Here is a 23,539-nt window from a genome sequence, read left to right on the forward strand (position 1 = left end):
CCGCTCGACGTCCAGGACGCGCTGATCCACTACGCCCGCAAGGGCGCGATCATCAACTCCACCTACCAGCTCTGACCCCGTGAGTGGCGATAGTCGCTAGAGCGACTATCGCCACTCACGAGTGATGACCTGAGGGGGAACGGTCCCGAACGCCCCCGGGACCGTTCCCCCTCACGTGCGCAAGGAGGCCGGATGGGCACGCTGCGGATGGCGGCGGTGTCGGCACCGTTCGGGCGCGACCTCGTGGAGGGGTTCGCCCGCGTCACCGCGCTGGTCGCGGAGGCCCGCGCGGACGGCGTCGGGCTGCTGGTGCTGCCGGAGGCGGCGCTCGGCGGGTACCTGACCGACCTGGAGGGGGAGGCGGAGCTGCCGCCCGCGCTCGACCCCGACGGGCGGGAGATCGCCACCCTCGCCGCGCTGGCGGGGGACATGGTCGTCTGCGCCGGGTACTGCGAGCGGGCGCCCGACGGCGTGTACAACAGCGCCGTCTGCGTGACCGGCGACGGCGTGCTCGGGCGGCACCGCAAGGTCCACCAGCCGCTGCGCGAGGACGCCTCGTACGCCGCGGGGGACCGGTTCGAGGCCTTCGACACCCCGGTCGGCCGGATGGCAATGCAGATCTGCTTCGACAAGGCCTTCCCCGAGGCCGCCCGCGCCCAGGCGCTCGACGGCGCCCGCGTCGTCTGCTCACTGTCGGCCTGGCCCGTCAGCCGTACCAACCGGCACTCCGACCCCGCGCAGGACCGCTGGACCCGGCGGATGGACCTGTTCGACCGCGCCCGCGCGCTCGAGAACCAGGTCGTGTGGGTGGCGTCGAACCAGTACGGCACGTTCGGCGACCTGCGGTTCGCCGCCAGCGCGAAGGTCGTCGACCCCGGTGGGGAGATCCTCGCCTGGACCGGACAGCGCGAGGGCCTCGCCACCGCCGCACTCGACGTCGAGGCCGCCGTCGACGCCGCGCGGGCCGGGATGAACTTCCTTCGCGACCGGCGCCCCGACACGTACGCTGCCCCGGACGGGACACCGTTCGAGGCCGCCTGAGCGGCGAGGACCGGTCGGTGTCGGAGTCGGTGGCGGGGCTGTCGGTGGCGGGGCCGCCGGGGCGCGGGGAGGGGCGCGTGGGCGCGCTGAGGATCGGTGCCGTGGCGGCCGCGTTCGGCCGGGACCTGGAGGGCGCCCTCGCCCGGGTGGCGACCCTGATCGACCACGCCCGGCGCTCGCGGGTCGGCCTCCTCGTGCTGCCCGACGCCGCGCTCGGCGGCTACCTCTCCGACTTCGGCGCCGAGGCCGAGGCCGAACTGCCACCCGCGCTCGACCCGGACGGACCGGAGCTGCGCAAGGTCGCCGACCTGGCCGGCGACATGGTCGTCTGCATCGGGCTGTGCGAGGCGGGGCCCGGCGGGATCCGGTACAACACCGCCGCGTGCGTCGACGGCAGCGGCGTGCTCGGCCTGCACCGCAAGGTCCACCAGCCGGTCGGCGAGGAGCGGGTCTACGCGGCCGGGGACAGCTTCGGCGCCTTCGACACGCCCGTCGGGCGCCTCGGCATGCTCGTCGACTACGACAAGACCTTCCCCGAGTCCGCCCGCGCCCTCGCCCTCGACGGTGCCGAGATCATCGCCTGCCTCTCGGCCTGGCCCACCAGCATCACCAACCGGGCGCCGCGGATGGCGCAGGACCGCCAGTCGCGGCTCTTCGACCTCTACGACCGCTCGCGGGCGGCGGAGAACCAGATCGTGCTGGTGTCGTCGAACCAGACCGGGTCGATGGGCAGGATGCGCTTCCTCGGGCAGGCCAAGGTGGTCGGGCCCGACGGCGAGGTCCTCGCCCGCACCTGGGCCAAGGCCGGGATCGCGGTGGCCGAGGTCGACGTCGAGGCCTCGCTCGGCGCCGCCCGCCGCCGGCTCTCCCACCTCACCGAGCGCCGCCCCGAGGCCTACCGCTGAGACCCGTCGCCGCCCGCTCAGGTCGGTGAGATCGGCTGTGCGGTGCGCCGGGTACTCGGTGAACGGAAGTGTTGTGCGCTGAGGGTGGTGCCGAGAGCCGTGGGTGCAGGAGACCGGTGATCTTGCGACCGCGGGACGCCGACGCAGTCCGCGAGATCGGAGACTCCGTGCATTCAGGGCGCCTCCGGGAGCGGTACGTGCACGCAACTGGTGATCTTGCGCCCCCCGGGCGCGGCGCCGAAGGGTGAGCGGCAGTGCGGTGCACTCAGGGCGCTGCCCCGAGCCGTGCGTGCACGCAACTGGTGATCGTGCGCCGGCGGGACGCCGCACCGGTTGGTGAGATTGGCGGTTCGGTGCAGTGAGGGCGCTGCCGGGGGCCGTACCCGCACGCAGCCGCCGATCTTGTGTGGGGGCGTGGTGGTGGTGGCCGGCCCGGCGAGGGGGACGTCAGGGTCGTTGGGGCGGCCCTGAAAAGACCTGGCGTCCCTCTCGGTCGGGCGGCGTGCACAGCAGCAGCGCGAGCGAGCGCTCCAGCCAGGCGGCGTAGTGCTCCGGGCTCCAGCCCCGGCGGTGCCGCAGCAGGTCGTGGACCTGCGGGCTGCAGAGTGTGAGCAGGACGTCGGCGGCCTCGTCGACGGGAACGGTGAGCAGGCCGTGCCGCTCCATCGCCTCCGCGACGGTCCGCATGTTGGCGGACATGGTGCGCGCGCCCAGGTCGTCGAGCTCCCGCATGTCGGCGTCCGCGCCCGACGACCCCTGGCAGGCCGCGAGCAGGCGCCCGGCCCGTTCGAGCAGCTCGGTGCCCTGGCGGGCCAGTTCCGGGAGGAGCCGGTCGGGGTCCTCGAGCGCCGCCACGAAGGCGGGCCGATCCGCCACGGCGACGGGCTCCTCGTCGCCGGCGGTGGCGACGTCGAGCGCCTCGTGGAAGATCTCCGCCTTCCCGCCCGGGAACGCCGCGTGCACGGTGCGGAGCGCGACACCGGCCGTCGCCGCGATCTCCTTCACCGTGGTGCGCACGTACCCCTGCTCGACGAACAACGCGGTCGCCGCCTCGCGGATGGCGGCGCGTGTGCGGCGTGCGGACTCCTCGCGCAACGGCGACCGGTACGACCTCTTGACCTGCTCGGGCACGAGGTGCACTCTACACGCATTCGATGCACTGCAAGTTCAACGAAAAGAGTGTGTCATGCCGGAGCTGACCGGGGTCCGTTGCGTGAAGCTGCCCGTCGCCGACCTGCCGACGAGCGTCGGCTGGTACCGGCGGGTGTACGGCTTCGCACCCCTGTACGAGTTCCCCGACGAGAACGGCGTGGTGCGCGGGGTGGCCGGCGACCTGCCCGGAGGCGGGTACACCGGCCTGGCGTTGCGGGAGATCCCGGGCGCGACGGGGGTCCCGGGGTTCGAGGTGATGCTCGGCGTACGGGACCGCGCGGCCCTCGAGGGGTGGGTCGCGCACCTCGACGAGCAGGGCGCCGAGCACTCGCCGATCGTCGAGGCCAGCGTCGGCTGGCTCGTCGTGGTGCACGACCCGGACGGGCACGAGCACCACCTCTACACCGACCAGCGGCACGGCATCGACCAGTCCGGCAGGGCGGGGTACGGGCGGGCGGTCGCGGACCCGGCCTGACCCGCGCCCACCCGTCGCGGCCCGGCCTGACCCGGACCCACCCGCCGCGGCCCGGCGAGGGGGAGGCTGGGCCGCGTCGGTGACGGCCGCTCAGGAGGGCAGCGTGTAGCCCCAGAACTTGTCCCGCAGCGTCTTCTTCGAGAACTTCCCGACGCTGGTCTTGGGCACCTCGTCGATGAACTCCACGGCGTCGGGCAGCCACCACTTGGCCACCCGCGGCGTCAGGAACTCGATGAGCTCCTCGCCGGTGAGCGACTGCCCCGGCTTCACCACCACGCACGCCAGCGGCCGCTCGGTCCACTTCTCGTGCGGGATCGCGATCACCGCGGCCTCGGCGACCGCCGGGTGCGCCATGATCTCGTTCTCCAGGTCGACCGAGCTGATCCACTCGCCGCCGGACTTCACGAGGTCCTTCGTCCGGTCGACCAGCCGGACGAAACCCCACCTGTCCACGGCGGCGACGTCGCCGGTGCGCAGCCACCCGTCCTGCGTGAACTGCGTGCCGCCGCCCTCGCCGCGGTAGTACTCCTTGGCGATCCAGGGACCCGCGGCCTGCAGCTCGCCGGTGGCGCGGTCGTCCCACGGCAGCTCCTCGCCGCTCTCGGGGTCGGCGATCCGCAGGTCGACGAGCGGGACCGGCTGGCCCTGGCGGGCGCGGGCGTCGGCCCGCTCGTCCTCACTCCAGTCCTGCTGGTGCGACCGCCGGGAGGAGACGCTGGCGATCGGCGAGGTCTCCGTCATGCCCCAGGCGTGCAGCATGGGGATGCCGATCGCCTCGCGGTAGGCCTCGGACAGCGAGCGCGGCACGGCGGAACCGCCGCAGATGATCGCCCGCAGCGAGGACAGGTCGTGGTCGGCGAGCAGCGGCCGCACGCCCATCCAGATCGTCGGCACCCCGCCGGTGACGGTGACCCGGTGCCGCTCCAGCTGCCCGACGATCGCCTGGGGCGTCATGTTCGGGCCGGGGAAGACCAGGTCGGCGCCGGCGAGCAGCGCGCCGTAGGGGATGCCCCAGGCGTTGGCGTGGAACATCGGCACGATCGGCAGGACGACGTCCCGCTCGGCCAGGCCGAACGCGTCGGAGGTCAGGGTGATCAGCGAGTGCAGCACCGCCGAGCGGTGGCTGTAGACCACTCCCTTCGGGTTGCCCGTGGTGCCGGAGGTGTAGCACATGGCCGCGGCGCTGTTCTCCTCCTCGACCACGAACCGGCCGGCGAACGGCTCGGCCGCGGCGAGCAGCTCCTCGTAGTCCCGGACCCGCGGGTCGGCGGGGATCTCGTGCTCCGCGCCGTCGTCGATCACCACGATGTGCCGGACGGTCTCGAACTTGTCCACCAGCGGCCACAGCTGCGGCAGCAGCGAGCGGTCGACGAAGACGACCTCGTCCTCGGCGTGGTTGACGATGTAGACGAGCTGCTCGGGGAACAGTCGGATGTTCAACGTGTGCAGGACACGCCCGGTGCAGGGCGCGGCGAGGTACAGCTCCAGGTGGCGGTCGGTATTCCAGCAGAAGGTGCCCACCCGGGCGTCGGCGGACAGGCCGAGCGAGTCGAGAACCGTCGCGAGCCGGCGGACGCGCACGGCCCACTCCGCCACCGTGGTCACCCGCTCGCCGGAGGCTTCGGCGGTGATCAGCCTCTTGTGGCCGAAGAGCTGCTCCGCGCGGTGGAACACGTGGGGCAGCGCCAGCGGGCGGTCCTGCATCAGTCCGAGCATCGTCGCTCCCGAGGAGTGTCGTGGATCACGATCACCGTACCGGGGGACCCCGACACCCGGACAGATCCGGCGGTCATGACGGCACCGCGCAGCGTCACCGCCGGTACGCTCCCCGTCCATGACGGGTGCGGCTGCGCCGGGCGGCCCTGGGGCGCCTCCGGGGACCGGTGCCGTCTGTCTCGACGTCGGCTCCACCTGGACCAAGGCCGTGCTCGTCCATCCCGACGGCGGGCTCGCCGGGTTCGCCGAGCACCGCACCACCACCGCCGACGTCCTCGAGGGCGTCGACGCCGCTGTCCGCGGGGTCACCGCCGCGGCGGCGCGCGAGCCCGAGCCGGCCGTGCTGGCCTGCTCGTCGGCCGGGGGCGGGTTGCGGCTCGCGGTCGTCGGCACCGAGAAGCTGATCTCCACCGAGGCCGGTCACCGGGTCGCGCGGTCGGCGGGCTCGCACGTCGTGCACGTCCACGCCGGGCCGCTCGAGCCGGCCGACGTCCGGGTGCTGCGCGGGCACCGGCCCGGCGCGGTCCTGCTGGTCGGCGGCGCGGACGGGGACGATCCCTCGGTCCTGCTGCACAACGCGGGCAAGCTCGCCCGGGCCCGCGTCCGGTTCCCGATCGTCCTGGCCGGCAACGCCGAGGCGCGCGACGACGCCCTCGCCCTGCTCCGCGCCACCGGCCGGACCGTCGTGGCCTGCGCGAACGTGGCGCCGGCGCCGGGCGAGCTGGTCCCCGGCCCGGCCCGCGCCGCGCTCGCCGAGGTCTTCGCCCAGCACGTGCTCGGCGGGAGGGCGCCCGCTGCGGCGCCCCGCTTCCGGCGCATGGTCCGGTTCATGACGCCCGACGCCGTCCGCCGCGGCACCGCCGAGCTGGCGCGGATCTGCGGGACGCGGGTGCTCGTCGTCGACGTCGGCTGCGCGACCACGGACGTCCACTCCGCCGCTCCGGGCGGGCGGACGCGCCGCACCGTCGAGGGCGACCTCGGGGTGCGGGCCGCCGCCGAGGGCGTGCTGCTGGAGGCGCAGGCCGAGGAGATCGTCGACCCGGTCGAGGCGGACCTGCTCACCGCGACGGTCCGCGGGATGACGGCGGAGGTCGGCTCGGTCCCGCGGGACCCGGGCAGTGCGGCCGAGGACCGGCGGATCGCGGCGCTCGCCGCCGTCGTCGCGGCGCGGCGGCACCTGCGCGACGAGCTCGGCCCCGAGGACGACGACCCCGGCCACCCGGCCGAGGCCGCCGGGTCCGGCCCCGTCGGGCTCGTCGTGCTCTCCGGTGGGGTGTTCCGCCAGCGCGACGCCGCCGGCATCGGCGCGGTGGTCGGCACCCTGCAGCAGGACCCGATGCTCGCCCCGCTGCTCACGTCGGCGTCCGTGCTGGTCGACGCGGACTTCGCGCTCGCCCCCGCCGGGCTGCTCGCCGCCCACGACCGGTGCGCCGCGGCCGAGGCGCTGCTGTGCGACCACCTGCTGGGGTCACGTTGAGCCGGGTCCCGGGCCGTGCCATCCTGGACGGCGCACGCACCGCGGGACCGAGAGGCGCTGCAGCGGACGGATCCGTCCGCCACGCTCGGTCCGCGGCCTGACGACGAGAAGGGCGCCTCCACCGTTCCGGGAGGAGGCCCGTGTCGTGCCGATCGTCCACCGCCAGCACCGCGGGGCCCTCCCGTCTGCCCTGACCGCAGCACGAGGAGACAGTTCACGATGACCGCCAGCATCACCGACCCGCACGGCCGGCTGCAGGAGCGCAACGGCCTCGACTTCGCCGTCGCCGACCTCGGCCTGCACGAGTTCGGCCGCAAGGAGATCCGGCTCGCCGAGAACGAGATGCCGGGGCTGATGGCGCTGCGCCGCGAGTACGCCGAGGCCAGGCCGCTGCACGGCGCCCGGGTCGCCGGCTCGCTGCACATGACGGTGCAGACCGCCGTCCTGATCGAGACCCTGGTCAGCCTGGGCGCCGACGTCCGCTGGGTCTCCTGCAACATCTTCTCCACGCAGGACCACGCCGCCGCGGCGATCGTCGTCGGCCCGCACGGCACCCCCGAGGAGCCGAAGGGCGTGCCGGTCTTCGCGTGGAAGGGCGAGACGCTCGCCGAGTACTGGTGGGCCACCGAGCAGCTGTTCAACTTCCGGGACTCCAACGGCGAGCTCGTCGGCCCGAACATGATCCTCGACGACGGCGGCGACGCCACCCTGCTCGTCCACAAGGGCGTCGAGTTCGAGAAGACCGGCGTGGTGCCCACGGTCGACGACGAGGACCTCACGGTCTCTGAGGAGTACCGGGTCATCCTCGACGTCCTGCGCCGCTCGCTCGCGGAGAACCCGCAGAAGTGGACCACGGTCGCGTCGGACATCCGCGGCGTCACCGAGGAGACCACGACCGGCGTGCACCGGCTCTACCAGCTGGCCGAGCAGGGCCTGCTGCTGTTCCCGGCGATCAACGTCAACGACTCGGTCACCAAGAGCAAGTTCGACAACAAGTACGGCATCCGGCACTCGCTGATCGACGGCATCAACCGGGGCACGGACGTGCTGATCGGCGGCAAGGTGGCCGTGGTCTGCGGCTACGGCGACGTCGGCAAGGGCTCGGCCGAGGCGCTGTCCGGGCAGGGCGCGCGGGTCATCGTCACCGAGGCGGACCCGATCTGCGCGCTGCAGGCGCTGCTCGAGGGCTACCAGGTCGCGCGCCTGGAGGACGTCATCGAGCAGGCCGACATCGTCATCACGACGACGGGCAACAAGGACATCGTCACCGTCGACCTGATGAAGAAGATGAAGCACCAGGCGATCCTCGGGAACGTCGGGCACTTCGACAACGAGATCGACATGGCCGGGCTGGCCCGCATCGAGGGCATCATCCGGATCAACATCAAGCCGCAGGTCGACGAGTGGGTGTTCCCGGACGGCCACTCCATCCTGGTGCTGTCCGAGGGCCGGCTGATGAACCTCGGCAACGCGACGGGCCACCCGTCCTTCGTGATGAGCAACAGCTTCTCGAACCAGGTGATCGCGCAGGTCGAGCTGTTCACCAGGCACGAGGAGTACAACAAGGACGTCTACCGGCTGCCGAAGGTCCTCGACGAGAAGGTCGCGAAGATCCACGTGCAGGCGCTGGGCGGCGAGCTCACCAAGCTCACCAAGGACCAGGCCGAGTACATCGGCGTCGACGTCGAGGGCCCGTTCAAGCCGGAGCACTACCGGTACTGAGTTCTGGTTGGGGCGGCGGTCGTCGGGTTAGGGTTGACTGATGACCGCCGCTCCCCTTCCCGAGCCGATCCCCACGGGCTCCAGCGGCGACGGGTGGCAGTACTGCGCCCAGGGGCACAAGCACTGGGGGCTGTACGGGGCGGCGGGTCTGCTGGTCCGCTCCGGCGACCTGGTGCTGCTCCAGCACCGGGCGCTGTGGAGTCATCACGGCGGCACGTGGGGCATCCCTGGCGGCGCGCGGCACTACGGCGAGTCGGCCGAGTCGGCGGCTCGGCGCGAGGCCGCGGAGGAGTCCGAACTCGACACCGGCCCGCTGGTCGAGACCGCCCGCTTCGTCGACGACCACGGCGGCTGGAGCTACACCACGGTCGTCGTCTGCGCGGCCGCGGCGCTGCCGGTGGCGATCCGCGGCGGGGAGAGCGTCGAGTTCTCCTGGTTCCCCGCGGCGTCGCTCGGCACCCCCGAGGGCCCGCAGCTGCACCCGGGTTTCGCCGCCTCCTGGCCCCGCGTCTCCACCCTGTGAGCGCCGACTGCCCCTAGAGCGGCAGTTGCCACTCACGACCCCGGCTGACCTGCAACTACCGCAGGAGGGTCGCCGCGAGAGCGGGGAGGTCGGTGTCGCCCTCCAGCACGGTCCACGGACTGAGCCACTCCGCGGCCGCGAGCTCCCGGTAGACGGCGTCGGTGCGTTCCTGCAGCCCCTCGTCGGACTCGTAGGCGTCGCGCGCCCGGCCCGGATCGGCCGCCGCCCGCCGTTCCGCCCGCTCCGCGGCCACCTCCCGCGGGGTGGCGAGCAGCAGCTGGTGGTCCGGCACGGGGATGCCGAAGCGCGCGATCTCCAGCTCCCGGACCCAGCCGACGACCTCGCCGTCCGCCCCCTGCTTCAGCCGCGCCGCGTTGTAGGCCGCGTTGCTCGCGACGTACCGGTCCACCAGGACGACGTCGTGCGTGCCGAGGAGTTGCCGCAGCTCGGACACGGCGTCGCGGCGGTCCAGGGCGAACAGCACGGCCATCCCGTGCACCGAGTCGGCGAGGTCGCCGAGCCGCCCGTACAGCGCGTCACGCGCCAGCTCGGCGTGGACGTCGGCTTCGTAGCGGGGGAAGGCCAGGGTGGCGACGCGGGCGCCGCGCTCCTGCAGCGCGGCCACCAGCGCGGCGGTCAGCGTGGCCTTGCCGGACCCGTCCAGCCCCTCGATCACGATCAGCCGCCCCACGGGACCGGACGGTAGCGGAGCGCGCGCCGGTCGTCCGACGTCACCCGATAGCGTGACCGCCTCGCTGATCTTGAGGGGTGCGCCGGCGGGCGCGGGTAGGGGACGGTGTGCTGAACGAGGGCGTGCACGAACGGCTGCGCACGACGGGGCTCGAGGCCGACCTGGCGCGCGTCGCCGAGCTGGTGCCGCAGTGGGCGTCGGTCGAAGAGGCGGACCAGGCAGAGGTGTTGACCCGGCACGTCGCGGCCGCCGTCGAACGGGCACTGAAGGCGACGCCGTCGGAGGCCGGCCGGGTGGACCTGGTCAACCGCCTGCTCGACCGACTCGACGAGCACGACCAGCGCCTCGCCGAGGCGGTGGAGCAGCTCGTGGTGCTGACCCGGCAGGTCGCGCCGGGGGTGCACCAGCTGGTCCGGCCGGTGACCCCGCTGTCGTCGGCGGCGCTGCTGACCAACGCGCACGGCGAGCCGTCGCTGATGGCGGCGCTGAACTCGGAGCTGGTCTCCGCCGACCGGGTCGACCTGCTCTGCGCCTTCATCCGCTGGCACGGCCTGCGGGTGCTCGGCGACGAGCTGGCGCGGCTGCGCGAGCGCGGCATCCCGTTCCGCGTGATCACGACGACCTACATGGGCGCCACCGAGCAGCGCGCGATCGACGAGCTGGTCCGTCGCTACGGCGCCGAGGTGAAGATCAGCTACGCCAGCGCGTCGACCCGGCTGCACGCCAAGGCCTGGTTGTTCCGACGGAAATCGACCTTCGACACCGCCTTCGTCGGCAGCAGCAACCTGTCGCGCTCGGCACTGGTCGACGGCCTCGAGTGGAACGTCCGGCTGTCCTCGGTCGGCACCGGGCACCTGATCCGCAAGTTCGAGACCACCTTCGACAGCTACTGGGCGAACCCGGAGTTCGTGCCGTACGACCCGGAGAACCCGGCCGACGTCGAGCGGCTGGCGCAGGCGCTGGGCCGCAACCGGGTCGACGTCACCCCGCTGACCGGACTCGAGGTCACCGCGCGTCCGCACCAGGCGCAGATCCTCGAGGCGCTCGCCGCCGAGCGGGACCTGCACGACCGGCACCGCAACCTCGTCGTCGCGGCGACGGGTACGGGCAAGACGGTCGTCGCCGCGCTCGACTACGCCCGGCTCCGCCGCGAGCTGCCGCGCGACCGGCTGCTCTTCGTGGCGCACCGCAAGGAGATCCTCGACCAGTCCCGCCGCACGTACCGGGCGGTGCTGGCCGACGGCGCGTTCGGCGAGGTCCACGTCGACGGCGAGCGGCCGGAGCGCTGGACGCACGTGTTCGCGAGCGTGCAGTCGCTGCACGCGTACGGGATCGACCGGCTCCCGCCCGACCACTTCGACGTGGTCGTCGTCGACGAGTTCCACCACGCCGAGGCCGCGACCTACCGCCGGCTGCTGGCCCGCCTGCAGCCCCGCGAGCTGCTCGGCCTCACCGCGACGCCCGAACGCACCGACGGTACGGACGTCCGGCGCTTCTTCGACGGCCGCAGCGCCTTCGAGCTGCGGCTCTGGGACGCCCTCGACGCCGACCTGCTCGTCCCCTTCCACTACTTCGGGGTGGCCGACGAGGTGGACCTGCGCGGCGTCGAGTGGAAGCGGGGCTCCTACGACTCCGCTGCGCTCGACACCCTCTACACCGGCAACGACCTGCGGGCGGCGATGGTCGTCCGGCAGGTGCGCGACAAGGTCACGGACGTCCGGTGGATGCGCGGGCTCGGCTTCTGCGTCTCCGTGGCCCACGCGGAGTACATGGCGGCGGTGTTCACCCGGGCCGGCATCCCGAGCCTCGCGGTCTCCGGGGCGACGCCGCGGCCCGAGCGGGAGGAGGCCCTGCGCCGGCTGTGCGAGCGCGAGGTCAACTGCCTGTTCGCCGTCGACCTCTTCAACGAGGGCCTCGACATCCCCGAGATCGACACCGTCCTGCTGCTGCGGCCCACCCAGAGCGCCACCGTGTTCCTGCAGCAGCTCGGGCGCGGGCTGCGGCGGGCGCCAGGCAAGGCGGTGCTCACGGTGCTGGACCTCATCGGGCAGCACCGCCGCGAGTTCCGGTTCGACCTGCGGTACCGGGCGCTGACCGGCAGCTCGCGGCGCCGGCTGATCGAGGACGTCGAGCAGGGCTTCCCGTACCTGCCCGCGGGATCCGCGCTGGTCCTCGACCCGGTCGCCCGGCGGACGGTGCTCGAGAACGTGAAGGGGCAGCTGCGGCTGCGGAAGGCCGACCTGGTGGCCGACGTGCGCTCGTACGGCGACGTCGGATTGGCCGACTACCTGCGCGAGGCGGACCGGGATCTGGCCGACGTCTACCGCTCCGGCGGCTCGTGGACGGCGCTGCGCCGCGAGGCCGGGCTGCCCGCGCCCGACGCCGGTCCGGGCGAGGCCGCGCTGCTCAAGCGGCTGGCCCTGTTCACGCACGTCGACGACCCCGAGCGGGCGTCCGTCTACGCGCAGCTGGCCGACCCCGCGGGCCCGCGCTACGCCGACCTGACCGAGCGCGAGCAGCGGCTCGCCCGGATGCTGTTCTTCCTGGTCTGGCCGGACCGCGGCGGCTTCGCGCACTACGAGGAGGGCCTCGCCCACCTGCGCCGGCACCCCGCCGTCTGTGCCGAGCTGCGCGAGCTCGTCGCCCTGACCCTCGACCGGGCGCGGCACGTCCCGCGGTCCCTCGGGGAGGGGTTGCAGCACGTGCCGCTGCAGAGCCACGCGCACTACCGGCGCGAGGAGGTGCTCGCCGCGCTGGACTGGGCGTCGCTCGAGCGGAAGGCGTACGGGCACGCGGCCGGCGTGGTCTGGGCGCCGGAGACGCGGACGGACGCCTTCTTCGTCAACCTCCGCAAGACCGAGCGGGACTTCTCGCCGACCACCATGTACCGCGACTACGCCCAGCGGCCCGACCTCTTCCACTGGGAGTCGCAGAACGCCACGACCGTCGCCTCCGAGACCGGGCAGCGGTACCTGCACCACCGGGAGCGGGGCACGCACGTCGCGCTGTTCGTGCGCGAGACGAAGAACGACGACATCGGCGCCGCCCCGTTCCTCTGCCTCGGGACCTGCGAGTACGTCTCGCACGAGGGCGAGAAGCCGATCTCGATGGTCTGGCGGCTCCGCCGGGAGATGCCGGGGGAGACCTTCCTCGCGGCGAGCGTGGTGGCTGGTTGATCTGGTCAGGTCCGACCAGGCTCGTCTCTCCTGACGTCGTGGCGGAGCAGCCCGCCACGGCCGGACGGTCCACGACGAGCTGGTGCCCTCGGAGCTGCTCACGGCCCTCCAGGACATCGATCCGTGGACGGGCCGTGCGTGATGGCGACACGCTCCGCAGGAACACGACAACGCCCCGACCCGCCGATACCGTTGCCTTCCATGAGACTCGCTCCGGCCGATGTCGCGCGTGAGGAGGCCGAGGCCCTCGAAGCGCAGGTCGCCGAGTATCCCGACGAACGTGCGGAGATCCTCCGCGAGGCGGCGTACGCCTGGCGCGACGCCGGCGAGGGCGCGCGCGCCGAGCGGATGCTCCGCGAGCTGGTCGCCGAGGAGGGCGAGGACGGCTGCTGGGCGCGGACCGACCTGATCGAGGTCCTGCTCGCCGACGGTCGCCAGAAGGAGGCCCGTGCCGAGCTCGACGCGCTGGCCCGCCACCCCGACCTCGACGGCGGCCACTGCGGGATGGTCGCCGAGCTGCTGGCCGGACGCGGAGCACTCTCCGAGGCCCTGGGCTGGTACGACAGGTTCGTCACTCGACTGTCCCCCGACGCGCTCGATGCGCTCCGTGGTCCGGAGGGCTGGATGGAGCTGGCGGCTCCGACCCTGCGGGGCCGCCGCCTGGTGCGCGAGGAGCTGGGCCTGCCGTGGGACACGACGGACGAGCTGACTCCGGCGCCGCCCACCGCGACGGACCTACAGCGGCTGCGGCGCGGTCTGCGCGGCGGCATGGCCGGCCCGCCCACCGCCACGCTCTTCCGGGTAGCCGTGTTCACGAGGTCGGAGCGTGCCGATGCCTGCCGCCGCTGGCCGGCGACCTACGTGTCGGACGACGGCCAGTTCGCCTCGGCCGAGCTCCACTGGCGCGAGATCACCGAGGGCAGCGGGACGTCGGTCAGGCTCTACCGGTTGAGCGCGGCCGGCCTCGCGGCGTTCGCCGACGCGGAGGGTCTGGACCCCGAGCAGGAGGAGACGCGCCTGCGCTACCGGGAGACCCTGCCGGAGGACCAGGCGCTGGTCTGGCCCCCGGGCCGCAACGATCCCTGCTGGTGCGCGAGTGGGCGGAAGTACAAGAAGTGCTGTGGGGCGGTGCGTGGCCGCCCCGGGGAGGTGTGATTCCCGTACGGTGCCGTCCACCTCTGCCAGGGCGGACCGCGGGCGGTCCACGCCCGTGATCGGCATCGTCCTCGCTCGGTCCGGGCATGGCCAGGTGCACGCGGGATGGGCGCGGTTCGGGAAGTTCGCGGGTCGGAACAGGACTGTCGGACCTCAGTGGGATGCTTCCTCCCATGAAGTCGCGCGTTCTGGTGGTCGACGACGACCCGGCCCTGGCCGAGATGCTGACCATCGTCCTGCGGGGCGAGGGCTTCGACACCGCCGTGGTCGGGGACGGGACCCGGGCGCTGCCCGCCGTCCGGGACATGCGCCCGGACGTCGTGCTGCTCGACCTCATGCTGCCCGGCATGAACGGGATCGACGTCTGCCGGGCGATCCGCGCCGAGTCGGGCGTGCCGATCGTGATGCTCACGGCGAAGAGCGACACCGTGGACATCGTGCTGGGCCTGGAGTCCGGCGCGGACGACTACGTGGTCAAGCCGTTCAAGCCGAAGGAGCTGGTCGCGCGCATCCGGGCGCGGGTGCGGCGCACCGAGGCCGAGCCGGCCGAGCAGCTCACGATCGGCGACGTGGAGATCGACGTGCCGGCCCACCAGGTCACCCGCAAGGGCGAGCGGATCGCGCTCACCCCGCTGGAGTTCGACCTGCTCGTGGCGCTCGCCCGCAAGCCCCGGCAGGTCTTCACCCGCGAGGTGCTGCTCGAGCAGGTGTGGGGCTACCGGCACGCGGCGGACACCCGGCTGGTCAACGTGCACGTCCAGCGGCTGCGGTCCAAGGTCGAGAAGGACCCCGAGCACCCGGAGGTCGTGCTGACCGTCCGCGGGGTCGGGTACAAGGCGGGGCCGCCGTGATGACGTCCCGGTGTCACTGAGGCATCCGTGTCCGTGAGGTCCTTCGTCGCGCGGCTGCCGCTCGCCCGGCGGGCGAAGCGGGCGGCGGCGTCGGCCGGCGTGCTCGTCTCCGAGATCCGCGCCGTCGCGCTGGCGGCGTGGCGCCGCTCGCTGCAGCTGCGCGTCGTCGTCTCGACCCTCGCCCTGTCCACCGCGGTCTCGCTCGTCCTGGGCCTGGTGCTGCAGACCCAGATCGCGGACCGGCTGCTGCAGGGCAAGTTCGACGCGGCCATCGCGCAGGCCGAGTCCGCGCGCGTGATCTCCGAACGGGACCTGTCCGGCGTCGATCCCGACCGGGAGGGCGCGCAGGGGACGCTGAACAACGCCCTGGACCAGCTCACCAACCAGTCCACGGCCGACGCGGCGGGCGCACCCACGGCGGGGGAGTTCCGCGCCGCGCTGACCACGGGCACCGGGAGCGGCCCGGAGATCTCGGCGGGCAACCTCGACGACGTCTCGCCCGAGCAGCGGCAGACCGTCGCGAACGGCGCCCTGTCCACGCAGTACACCACCGTGGACGGCATCCCGACGCTGGTCGTGGGCCAGCCGGTGCGCACCGCCGGACGCGAGCTGCAGCTGTACCTGATGTTCCCGCTCGACGCGGAGCAGCGGACCCTCGGCCTGGTCCAGAGCACCCTGATCGTCGGTGGGCTGGTGCTGATCCTGCTGCTCGCCGGCATCGCGAGCCTGGTCACCCGGCAGGTGGTGCGGCCCGTCCGGCAGGCCGCCGAGGTGGCCGAGCGGTTCGCCGAGGGACATCTCGACGAACGCATGCCCGTGCACGGCGAGGACGAGGTCGCGCGGCTGTTCGAGTCGTACAACGAGATGGCGAGCAGCATCCAGACCCAGATCCGCCAGCTCGAGGAGTTCGGCGCCCTGCAGCGCCGGTTCACGTCGGACGTCAGCCACGAGCTGCGCACGCCGCTCACCACCGTGCGCATGGCCGCGGACATCCTCTACGCCTCCCGGGACGAGCTGCTCCCGGCGCTGCGCCGCAGCTCGGAGCTTCTGGTCACCGAGCTGGACCGGTTCGAGACGCTGCTCGGCGACCTGCTGGAGATCTCCCGGCTCGACGCGGGCGTGGCCGAGCTGGGCACCGACCGGCTGGACATGCGGCACGTCGTCTCCCGGGCGGTGGAGGCGGTCCGCGGGCTGGCGGAGGAGTCGGGCACGTCACTGGTCCTCGACCTCCCCGGGGACGTCTATGCCGAGGTCGACTCGCGGCGGGTCGAGCGGATCGTGCGCAACCTCGTCGCCAACGCGATCGACCACGGCGAGGGCCGGCCGGTGCACGTCACCCTGGCCGGCGACGAGCACGCCGTCGCCGTGGTGGTCCGCGACCACGGCGTCGGACTGCGGCCGGGCGAGGCCGGGCTGGTGTTCAACCGCTTCTGGCGCGCCGAGGAGTCCCGGGCGCGGCGCAGCGGTGGCAGCGGGCTGGGCCTGTCCGATCAGCCTGGAGGACGCCCGGCTGCACGGCGGCTGGCTGCAGGCGTGGGGCGAGCCGGGCCGCGGCTCGGCCTTCCGGCTGACCCTGCCCCGCACCGAGGGGGACCTGCTCGAATCCAGCCCGCTGCCGCTGCAGCCCGAGGGCGACGACCCGGACACCGGGCACCCGCTCCCGGCGTCGGTTCCCACCCCGCCGTGGGGCACGCCGATCCCGACCGAGCTGCGCGACGGGGGGTCCGCGGCGGGCGACGACGCCGTCGAGCCCGCCGAACCGGCCGTCCTGGACCCGCGGGGGGACCGGTGACCCGCCGGCTGCTGCTGATCCTGGCCGCGCTGCTCGCCCTGGCCACCGGGTGCGCGAGCGTGCCCGGCGAGTCGTCGGTGCAGGTCCTGCGCAAGGTCACGGAGGGTGACTCCCCGGACATCCCGGCCGGGCCGGTCGAGGGCACCAACCCCCTCGACCTGGTCCGCGGCTTCGTCTACGCCTCGGGCAGCACGGTGGACAGGCACGGGGCGGCCCGCCGGTTCCTCACCCAGGAGGCCTCGCAGGGCTGGGACGACGGCGACTCCCTGACCGTGCTCGACGAGCAGTTCGACACCGTCTACCCGCCCACGAGCAGCACCGATCCCGACACCGCGACCGTGCGCATCCGCGGCGACCGGGTCGGCTCGCTCGACCCGCTCGGCGCCTTCGAGCCCGCGGAGGCGCCCGTGGAGATCGACGTGACGGTCCGCCGCGCCGACGGGCAGTGGCGGATCGACCGGCTCCCGGCCGGCGTGCTCGTGCGGCTCTCGGACTTCCGCACCAACTTCCGCACCGTGAAGGGGTACTTCGTCGACCCCGCCCGGCGGGCGACCGTCGCCGACCTGCGGTACCTCCCGGCGGTGCCCGCGCAGGCGCTGCCGTCGCGGACCGTCGACATGCTGCTGACCGGCCCGTCGCCCGCGCTGCAGGACGCCGCGGAGTCCGTCGTGCCGCCGTCGGCCCGGCTGCGCACCAACGTCACCGAGTCCCCGGACGGAGCGCTGATCGTCGACCTCACGCAGGTCGGCGACCTCGACGAGGCCCGCCGCCGCCTCATCGCGGCGCAGTTCGTGCAGACCCTCGCCGAGATCAACGTCCCGCGGGTGCGGCTGCTCGTCGACGGCGCGCCGCTCCTGGCCGGCAGGCCCGACCTCACGGCCGACGACGTCGCCGGGGCCGGCGCCTCGGTGCAGCCCGGTGCGGACGTCCCCGCCCTGGTCGTGACGGGTGGCCGCGTGCGGGCGCTGCCCGGCGGCGAGCCGCTCAACGGACAGGCGGGCAACGGGTCCTTCGACATCGCGTCGGCCGCGACCACCCCGGACGGCGCCCGCATCGCCGCGGTCGCCCGGGACGGCGGGCGGGTGCGGCTGCTGGTCGGGCCCACGGACGGGATGCTGGAGGCGGTGTCGCTGTCCGGCTCGTCGCTGTCCCGGCCGACCTGGACCCCGACCGGCGGCGAGGTGTGGACGGTGCTGGGCGGCGGCCCGGGCGCGGTCGTCGCGCGGGTCACCGTGGACCAGACCGGGGTGGTGCGGACCGGGCAGGTCAACGTCTCCGCGCTCACCGCGCTGGGCCCGCTCACCGATCTGCGGTTGTCGCGCGACGGCATGCGGGTCGCCGCGGTCGTCGACGGCGGCCTGGTCACCGGGGCGGTCGTGCGAGCGGCGGACGGCGACGTCGCGGTGCGCAACGTCCGGCGGCTGCGCCCGTCGGACCTCTCCGACGTCGTCGGCGTGGACTGGCGGGCGGACGAGTCGCTCATCGTGGTCACGGCCCGGTCGGACCGCCCGGTGTCGCTCGTGTCGTCCGACGGGCTGACCCTGCAGCTGGTGCCGGGCAGCAACCTGACCCCGCCACTCAAGGCCGTGACCGCCGCGTCGAGCCGACCGTTCCTGGTCGCGGACCAGGGCGGGATCTGGAGCTACGACGGCGGCGAGCTCGACAGCTGGCGGCAGGTGCTCGGCGCGGCGCCGGACGGGGTGCCGCTCTACCCGGGCTGAGCCGGGTCGGTTCCCCGCAGGACCGCCGCGTGGACGACTGTGTGGATGACTGTGTGGACGACTGTGTGGACGACGTCGGAGCTCGGGGCGAGGCCGGATTTGTGGACAATCCGGCCCGTGCGCCCCGATCCGGGGCGGGGCCGTCGGTGCGGACGGTCAGGGTGGGGGGCATGGCTCGCCCCGTCATCCCGCACCGGCCCGGACCGATCCCGGATCCGGCCCCGCACCTGTCTCCGCGCCGGTCTCCGCACCTGCTCCTCGCCGGCCTGCTCGACCTGCTGCTGCCCGGCTCGTGCGGGGGCTGCGGCGCGGGCGGGGCGGGCTGGTGCCCGGAGTGCACCGCGCGGTTGCCGGACCCGCACCGCGTCGTCCTGCCCGAGGCGCCGGAGATCCTCGCCGTCGGCCGGTACCGCGGGCCGCTGCGCACCGCCCTGCTCGCCTACAAGGAGCGGGGCCGCCGCGACCTGGCCGCGCCGTTGGCGGCGGTGCTCGCCCCGCTCGTACCGCCCGGCGCGCTCCTCGTGCCCGGGCCCTCGCGGCCCGCGGCGCGGCGGGCGCGCGGCGGCGACCACGTGCTGCGGCTGTGCCGGCGGATCGCGCCCGGGCGGACCCTCCGGCTGCTCGGGCTGGCCCGCCGGACCCGGGACTCCCTCGGGCTCGACGCCGCGGGGCGGGCCGCGAACCTCGCCGGGCGGGTGTTCGTGCGGTCGCCGGAGAACCCACCCGATGCGGTGGTGCTCGTCGACGACGTGGTGACCACCGGGGCCACGCTCCGTGCCTGCGCACGGGCCCTGGCGGAGGTCGGGATCGGGGTCGCGGGGGCGGTCGTGCTGTGCGACGCGAGCAGCCGTACGGACCGCCGGCACCGGGTGGGCGGGGCCTCGCCGCAGGCCCGCGCAACCCCACCACGATACGTGTTTGCGCAGGTCAGGGAAAGAGAATCCACCGATTTCGCCCGGTTCGGCGTCACTCGTCGCTCAGGACTGTTGCCAAAGCGTGATGCGCACTACCGTGCCTGGCACACGTAACCCAGACCACAACGGGAGGGGAACACCGATCGTCCGCTTCGGGTCTCCCCAGGGTCACGCCCCGCTGTCGCGCCCCTTGATCCGGGAGGCCCGAAAACACCGCCCCGACGCCGAGCACGCACGGAGAGCGAGGGAAGTCGAGTGGAGATCGTCGTCACCGGCCGGAACGTGGAGGTGCCGGATCACTTCCGGATCCACGTCGAGGAGAAGTTGTCCCGCCTCGAACGGTACGACCACAAGATCGTCGGTATGGAGGTCGAGCTCTTCCACGAGCCGAACCGCCGTCAGGCCAAGATCTGTCAACGCGTCGAGATCACGGGACGGGGCCGGGGGCCCGTCGTACGCGCCGAGGCGTGTGCGCAGGACTTCTACGGAGCACTGGACTGTGCGGTGTCCAAGCTGGAGAGCCGGATGCGGCGCTCCCACGACCGCCGACGGCTCAACGACCGCCGCTCCCGCGTGATGGCGGGCCGGGGCGGGTCCGCCGTCGCACTCCTGGACACGCTGCCGGAGACCGAGGAGATGCTCGGCGCCGCGGAGGTCGAGGTGCCCCGGCCCCGCGGGCACGCCGAGCACCTCGACGACCTGCCGGGCGCCGGCCCCGAGGCGACCGGGTACGACGCGACCGACAGCGAGGAGGACGAGAACGTCCCGGGTCGCATCGTGCGGCGCAAGCAGCACTCGGACGAACCGATCAGCGTCGACGAGGCGCTCTCCCGGATGGAGCTGGTCGGCCACGACTTCTACCTCTTCGCCGACGCCGAGAGCGGCACGCCCTCGGTCGTCTACCGGCGCAGGGGATACGACTACGGCGTGATCAGTCTCGGCGGCTGATCGGGAGGACCCCACCGGCCCTGCCCACGAGGGCGTCGGGGTGCGGCACTCCGCCGCGCCCCGGCGTCCGCCCACCGCACGACCCCGGAACCCACACGGGTCCGGGGTCGTTGCACGGTGAGGGGTCGCCGCGCCGATGGCTACCATGGTTCGCGGGTGTCTGCCGTGCGCCGGCGTCCGCCCCGGTCCTCCGGCGCCCGTCGGGCCCGCAGGACCGCGCCCGAGACCGCGATCGCGAATGAGGTCGACCAGTGCCGTTGTTGAACCGCCTGCTCCGTGCCGGTGAGACGAAGCTGGTGAAACGGCTCGGCAGGATCGCCGCCCACATCGACTCGCTCGAGCCCGAGATCGAGCCCCTGTCCGACGCCGAGCTGCGCGCGAAGACGGACGAGTTCCGCGAGCGGCACGCCGACGGGGAGAGCCTCGACGACCTCCTGCCGGAGGCCTTCGCCGTCGTCCGCGAGGCGGCGAAGCGCACGCTCGGCCAGCGTCCCTTCCCGGTCCAGCTGATGGGTGGCGCGGCGCTGCACCTGGGCAACGTCGCCGAGATGCGCACCGGTGAGGGCAAGACCCTGACCTGTGTCATGCCCAGCTACCTCAACGCCATCTCCGGCGGGGGCGTGCACGTCGTCACCACGAACGACTACCTGGCCCGCCGCGACTCGGAGAACATGGGCCGGATCCACCGGTTCCTCGGCCTGTCGGTCGGCGTGATCCTCGCCGAGATGACCCCGGCGCAGCGCCGCGAGATGTACGCCGCGGACGTCACCTACGGCACGAACAACGAGTTCGGCTTCGACTACCTGCGCGACAACATGGCGTGGAACTCCGCCGACATGGTGCAGCGCGGGCACAACTTCGCGATCGTCGACGAGGCGGACTCCATCCTCATCGACGAGGCCCGCACCCCGCTGATCATCTCCGGTCCGGCCGAGCAGAGCGCCCGCTGGTACCAGGAGTTCGCGCGGATGGCGCCGCTGCTGAAGAAGGACGTCCACTACGAGGTCGACGAGCGCAAGCGCACGATCGGCGTCACCGAGGACGGCGTGGCGTTCGTCGAGGACCAGCTCGGCATCGACAACCTCTACGAGGCGGCCAACACCCCGCTCGTCGGCTACCTGAACAACGCCCTGAAGGCCAAGGAGCTGTTCAAGAAGGACAAGGACTACATCGTCCGGGACGGCAACGTCCTGATCGTCGACGAGTTCACCGGCCGCGTGCTGGCCGGGCGCCGTTACAACGAGGGCATGCACCAGGCCATCGAGGCCAAGGAGAAGGTGGACATCCAGGCGGAGAACCAGACCCTGGCCACCATCACGCTGCAGAACTACTTCCGCCTCTACGACAAGCTCTCGGGCATGACCGGTACCGCCGAGACCGAGGCGGCCGAGCTGCACCAGACGTACAGCATGCACGTCGTCGTCATCCCGACGAACCGCGAGATGATCCGTATCGACCAGGCGGACCTCATCTACAAGACCGAGGCGGCCAAGTTCGAGGCGGTTGCCGACGACATCGCCGAGAAGCACCACAAGGGCCAGCCGGTTCTCGTCGGCACGACGAGTGTCGAGAAGTCCGAGTACCTGTCGAAGCTGCTGCTGCAGCGCCAGGTCCCGCACGAGGTGCTCAACGCGAAGCACCACGAGCGCGAGTCGATGATCGTCGCGCAGGCGGGGCACGCCGGCGCCGTCACGGTCGCCACGAACATGGCGGGCCGCGGTACGGACATCATGCTCGGCGGCAACCCGGACTTCCTCGCCGACCTGGAGCTGCGTGGCCGCGGGCTGGACCCGGTGGAGCACCGCGAGGCGTACGAGGCGGCCTGGGACGAGACCCTCGCGCGGATGAAGAAGCAGGTGGCGGCCGAGGCCGAGGAGGTGCGCGAGGCCGGCGGGCTGTACGTGCTCGGCACCGAGCGACACGAGTCGCGGCGCATCGACAACCAGCTGCGCGGTCGTTCCGGCCGCCAGGGCGACCCCGGCGAGTCCCGGTTCTACCTGTCGCTGGGCGACGAGCTCATGCGGCGGTTCAACGGCGCCATGGTCGAGTCGATCATGAACCGCTTCAACCTGCCCGAGGACGTCCCGATCGAGGCCAAGATGGTCACGCGGGCGATCCGCAGCGCGCAGACGCAGGTCGAGCAGCAGAACTTCGAGATCCGCAAGAACGTCCTCAAGTACGACGAGGTGCTCAACCAGCAGCGAAAGGTCATCTACGCCGAGCGCCGCCGGGTCCTCGCCGGTGAGGACGTCCAGGAGCAGACGCGGCACATGCTGCACGACGTGATCACCGCGTACGTGCAGGGCGCCACCGCCGAGGGCTACGCCGAGGACTGGGACCTCGACAAGCTCTGGACCGCGCTCGGCCAGCTGTTCCCGATCTCGATCAAGTGGCAGGACCTCGTCGACGGCGACCCGGAGGAGGGCGGCCTCGACGAGCTCACCGCCGAGCGCATCACGGACGCGGTCATCGAGGACGCCGAGCGCGCCTACTCGGTGCGCGAGGCCGAGATGGACGCGATGATCGGTGCGCAGGGCGGGATGCGCGAGCTCGAGCGGCAGGTCCTCATGCAGGTCATCGACCGCAAGTGGCGCGAGCACCTCTACGAGATGGACTACCTCAAGGAGGGCATCGGCCTGCGGGCGATGGCCCAGCGCGACCCGGTGATCGAGTACCAGCGCGAGGGTTACGACATGTTCACCGCGATGCTCGACGGCATCAAGGAGGAGACGGTCGGGCACCTGTTCAACGTCGTGGTGCAGGTCCAGGAGTCGCCGGCGGCCGAGGCCGTGCCGGCCGGGACCGCGGCGGGGGCCGCGGCGGCGGGGCAGAACGGCGCCCAGAACGGGGCCGGTCAGAACGGTGCCGGTGTCCAGCAGGGCACGCGGGCGGCCGTGACGAGCGCGCCGGCCGCCGCCGAGCCCGTCACCAGCCGGATCCCGCGGGTGGCCGCGCAGGCCGCCGACGGCCGTCCGGACGACACCCCCACCTCGGTCCTCCCGGCGGCCTTCCGTGCCGGCCCGCCGCAGCAGAACCTCAGCTACAGCGGCCCGAGCGACGACGGCGGCGAGGTCGTCACCCGCGACGGCGGCCAGCGGGGCGGGGGCCAGCGGGGCGGCGCACAGCGCCAGCCGCAGGGTGCGAGCGGCAACCGCGCCGAGCGGCGTCGCCAGGAGCGGGCCTCGCGCAAGCAGCGCTGAACGCGCCTGGCACGTGACCTGAGCGGGTCGCGTGGGCGGTGCTGAGCGGGTCACGCGCGAGTCGGGCCCGCGAGCCGTGG

General features: G+C 73.2%; 16 protein-coding genes. 13 read left to right on the plus strand and 3 right to left on the minus strand.

What is annotated here, in order from left to right:
* Positions 1-192: 192 nt before the first annotated feature.
* Together PKE99_RS36050 and PKE99_RS36055 are read left to right on the plus strand one after the other, a co-directional pair.
* Complete coding sequence (locus PKE99_RS36050) at positions 193-1,041, plus strand: carbon-nitrogen hydrolase family protein (RefSeq protein ID WP_037053952.1); 849 nt, start codon at positions 193-195, stop codon at positions 1,039-1,041.
* A gap of 77 nt (positions 1,042-1,118) precedes the next feature.
* Entirely contained in the window at positions 1,119-1,946 is an 828-nt protein-coding gene (locus PKE99_RS36055; RefSeq protein ID WP_037053989.1) for a carbon-nitrogen hydrolase family protein, read from the plus strand.
* Between the two features lie 447 nt (positions 1,947-2,393).
* On the opposite strand, the gene PKE99_RS36060 is transcribed toward PKE99_RS36055, so the two are convergent.
* Complete coding sequence (locus PKE99_RS36060) at positions 2,394-3,077, minus strand: TetR/AcrR family transcriptional regulator (RefSeq protein WP_081924750.1); 684 nt, start codon at positions 3,075-3,077, stop codon at positions 2,394-2,396.
* Between the two features lie 55 nt (positions 3,078-3,132).
* Here PKE99_RS36060 and PKE99_RS36065 point away from each other — a divergent pair, with 55 nt between their 5' ends.
* The gene (locus PKE99_RS36065) at positions 3,133-3,573 is read left to right on the plus strand and encodes a VOC family protein (RefSeq protein ID WP_037053955.1); all 441 of its coding nucleotides are present in this window, start codon (positions 3,133-3,135) and stop codon (positions 3,571-3,573) included.
* 90 nt (positions 3,574-3,663) lie between these two features.
* On the opposite strand, the gene PKE99_RS36070 is transcribed toward PKE99_RS36065, so the two are convergent.
* The gene (locus PKE99_RS36070) at positions 3,664-5,289 is read right to left on the minus strand and encodes a long-chain fatty acid--CoA ligase (protein WP_037053958.1); all 1,626 of its coding nucleotides are present in this window, start codon (positions 5,287-5,289) and stop codon (positions 3,664-3,666) included.
* Between the two features lie 118 nt (positions 5,290-5,407).
* Between PKE99_RS36070 and PKE99_RS36075 the strand changes: the two genes are divergently transcribed.
* The 3 genes from PKE99_RS36075 to PKE99_RS36085 all read left to right on the plus strand — a co-directional run bounded on the left by PKE99_RS36075 (position 5,408) and on the right by PKE99_RS36085 (position 9,011).
* Complete coding sequence (locus PKE99_RS36075) at positions 5,408-6,766, plus strand: glutamate mutase L (protein WP_051738335.1); 1,359 nt, start codon at positions 5,408-5,410, stop codon at positions 6,764-6,766.
* Between the two features lie 219 nt (positions 6,767-6,985).
* Positions 6,986-8,488: an adenosylhomocysteinase gene (gene ahcY / locus PKE99_RS36080; protein WP_037053960.1), complete on the plus strand. Its 1,503-nt coding sequence runs from the start codon at positions 6,986-6,988 to the stop codon at positions 8,486-8,488.
* Between the two features lie 40 nt (positions 8,489-8,528).
* The gene (locus PKE99_RS36085) at positions 8,529-9,011 is read left to right on the plus strand and encodes an NUDIX domain-containing protein (RefSeq protein WP_051738336.1); all 483 of its coding nucleotides are present in this window, start codon (positions 8,529-8,531) and stop codon (positions 9,009-9,011) included.
* A 55-nt stretch (positions 9,012-9,066) separates the two neighbouring features.
* On the opposite strand, the gene PKE99_RS36090 is transcribed toward PKE99_RS36085, so the two are convergent.
* Positions 9,067-9,702: a dTMP kinase gene (locus PKE99_RS36090; protein ID WP_037053962.1), complete on the minus strand. Its 636-nt coding sequence runs from the start codon at positions 9,700-9,702 to the stop codon at positions 9,067-9,069.
* A 107-nt stretch (positions 9,703-9,809) separates the two neighbouring features.
* Here PKE99_RS36090 and PKE99_RS36095 point away from each other — a divergent pair, with 107 nt between their 5' ends.
* The 7 genes from PKE99_RS36095 (at position 9,810) to secA (ending at position 23,459) form a co-directional block, all read left to right on the plus strand.
* Positions 9,810-12,878 (plus strand): DEAD/DEAH box helicase, encoded by a 3,069-nt coding sequence (locus PKE99_RS36095; protein ID WP_197040900.1) that lies wholly within the window; start codon positions 9,810-9,812, stop codon positions 12,876-12,878.
* A gap of 201 nt (positions 12,879-13,079) precedes the next feature.
* On the plus strand, positions 13,080-14,033 hold the full coding sequence (locus PKE99_RS36100; RefSeq protein ID WP_037053964.1) for an SEC-C metal-binding domain-containing protein: 954 nt from the start codon (positions 13,080-13,082) through the stop codon (positions 14,031-14,033).
* Positions 14,034-14,206: 173 nt separating this feature from the next.
* Positions 14,207-14,884, plus strand: a complete 678-nt coding sequence (mtrA, locus tag PKE99_RS36105; RefSeq protein WP_037053966.1) for an MtrAB system response regulator MtrA — start codon at positions 14,207-14,209, stop codon at positions 14,882-14,884.
* 27 nt (positions 14,885-14,911) lie between these two features.
* Positions 14,912-18,397, plus strand: coding sequence for an MtrAB system histidine kinase MtrB (mtrB, locus tag PKE99_RS39670; protein WP_425566529.1), 3,486 nt, complete (start codon positions 14,912-14,914; stop codon positions 18,395-18,397).
* Between the two features lie 170 nt (positions 18,398-18,567).
* Positions 18,568-19,425: a ComF family protein gene (locus PKE99_RS36120; protein ID WP_271214968.1), complete on the plus strand. Its 858-nt coding sequence runs from the start codon at positions 18,568-18,570 to the stop codon at positions 19,423-19,425.
* Positions 19,426-19,566: 141 nt separating this feature from the next.
* Entirely contained in the window at positions 19,567-20,259 is a 693-nt protein-coding gene (hpf, locus tag PKE99_RS36125) for a ribosome hibernation-promoting factor, HPF/YfiA family (RefSeq protein ID WP_037053970.1), read from the plus strand.
* Positions 20,260-20,510: 251 nt separating this feature from the next.
* Positions 20,511-23,459 (plus strand): preprotein translocase subunit SecA, encoded by a 2,949-nt coding sequence (gene secA, locus PKE99_RS36130; protein ID WP_156068089.1) that lies wholly within the window; start codon positions 20,511-20,513, stop codon positions 23,457-23,459.
* Positions 23,460-23,539 lie beyond the last annotated feature (80 nt).

Origin of the sequence: Pseudonocardia halophobica (genome assembly GCF_027922425.1) — a bacterium.
Lineage (GTDB): Bacteria > Actinomycetota > Actinomycetes > Mycobacteriales > Pseudonocardiaceae > Pseudonocardia > Pseudonocardia halophobica.

Coding starts and splice junctions, on each gene's coding strand:
- PKE99_RS36050 (WP_037053952.1), top strand. CDS start 193: ATGGGCACGCTGCGGATGGCGGCGGTGTCGGCACCGTTCGGGCGCGAC.
- PKE99_RS36065 (WP_037053955.1), top strand. CDS start 3,133: ATGCCGGAGCTGACCGGGGTCCGTTGCGTGAAGCTGCCCGTCGCCGAC.
- PKE99_RS36070 (WP_037053958.1), bottom strand. CDS start 5,289: ATGCTCGGACTGATGCAGGACCGCCCGCTGGCGCTGCCCCACGTGTTC.
- PKE99_RS36075 (WP_051738335.1), top strand. CDS start 5,408: ATGACGGGTGCGGCTGCGCCGGGCGGCCCTGGGGCGCCTCCGGGGACC.
- ahcY (WP_037053960.1), top strand. CDS start 6,986: ATGACCGCCAGCATCACCGACCCGCACGGCCGGCTGCAGGAGCGCAAC.
- PKE99_RS36085 (WP_051738336.1), top strand. CDS start 8,529: ATGACCGCCGCTCCCCTTCCCGAGCCGATCCCCACGGGCTCCAGCGGC.
- PKE99_RS36100 (WP_037053964.1), top strand. CDS start 13,080: ATGAGACTCGCTCCGGCCGATGTCGCGCGTGAGGAGGCCGAGGCCCTC.
- mtrA (WP_037053966.1), top strand. CDS start 14,207: ATGAAGTCGCGCGTTCTGGTGGTCGACGACGACCCGGCCCTGGCCGAG.
- PKE99_RS36120 (WP_271214968.1), top strand. CDS start 18,568: ATGGCTCGCCCCGTCATCCCGCACCGGCCCGGACCGATCCCGGATCCG.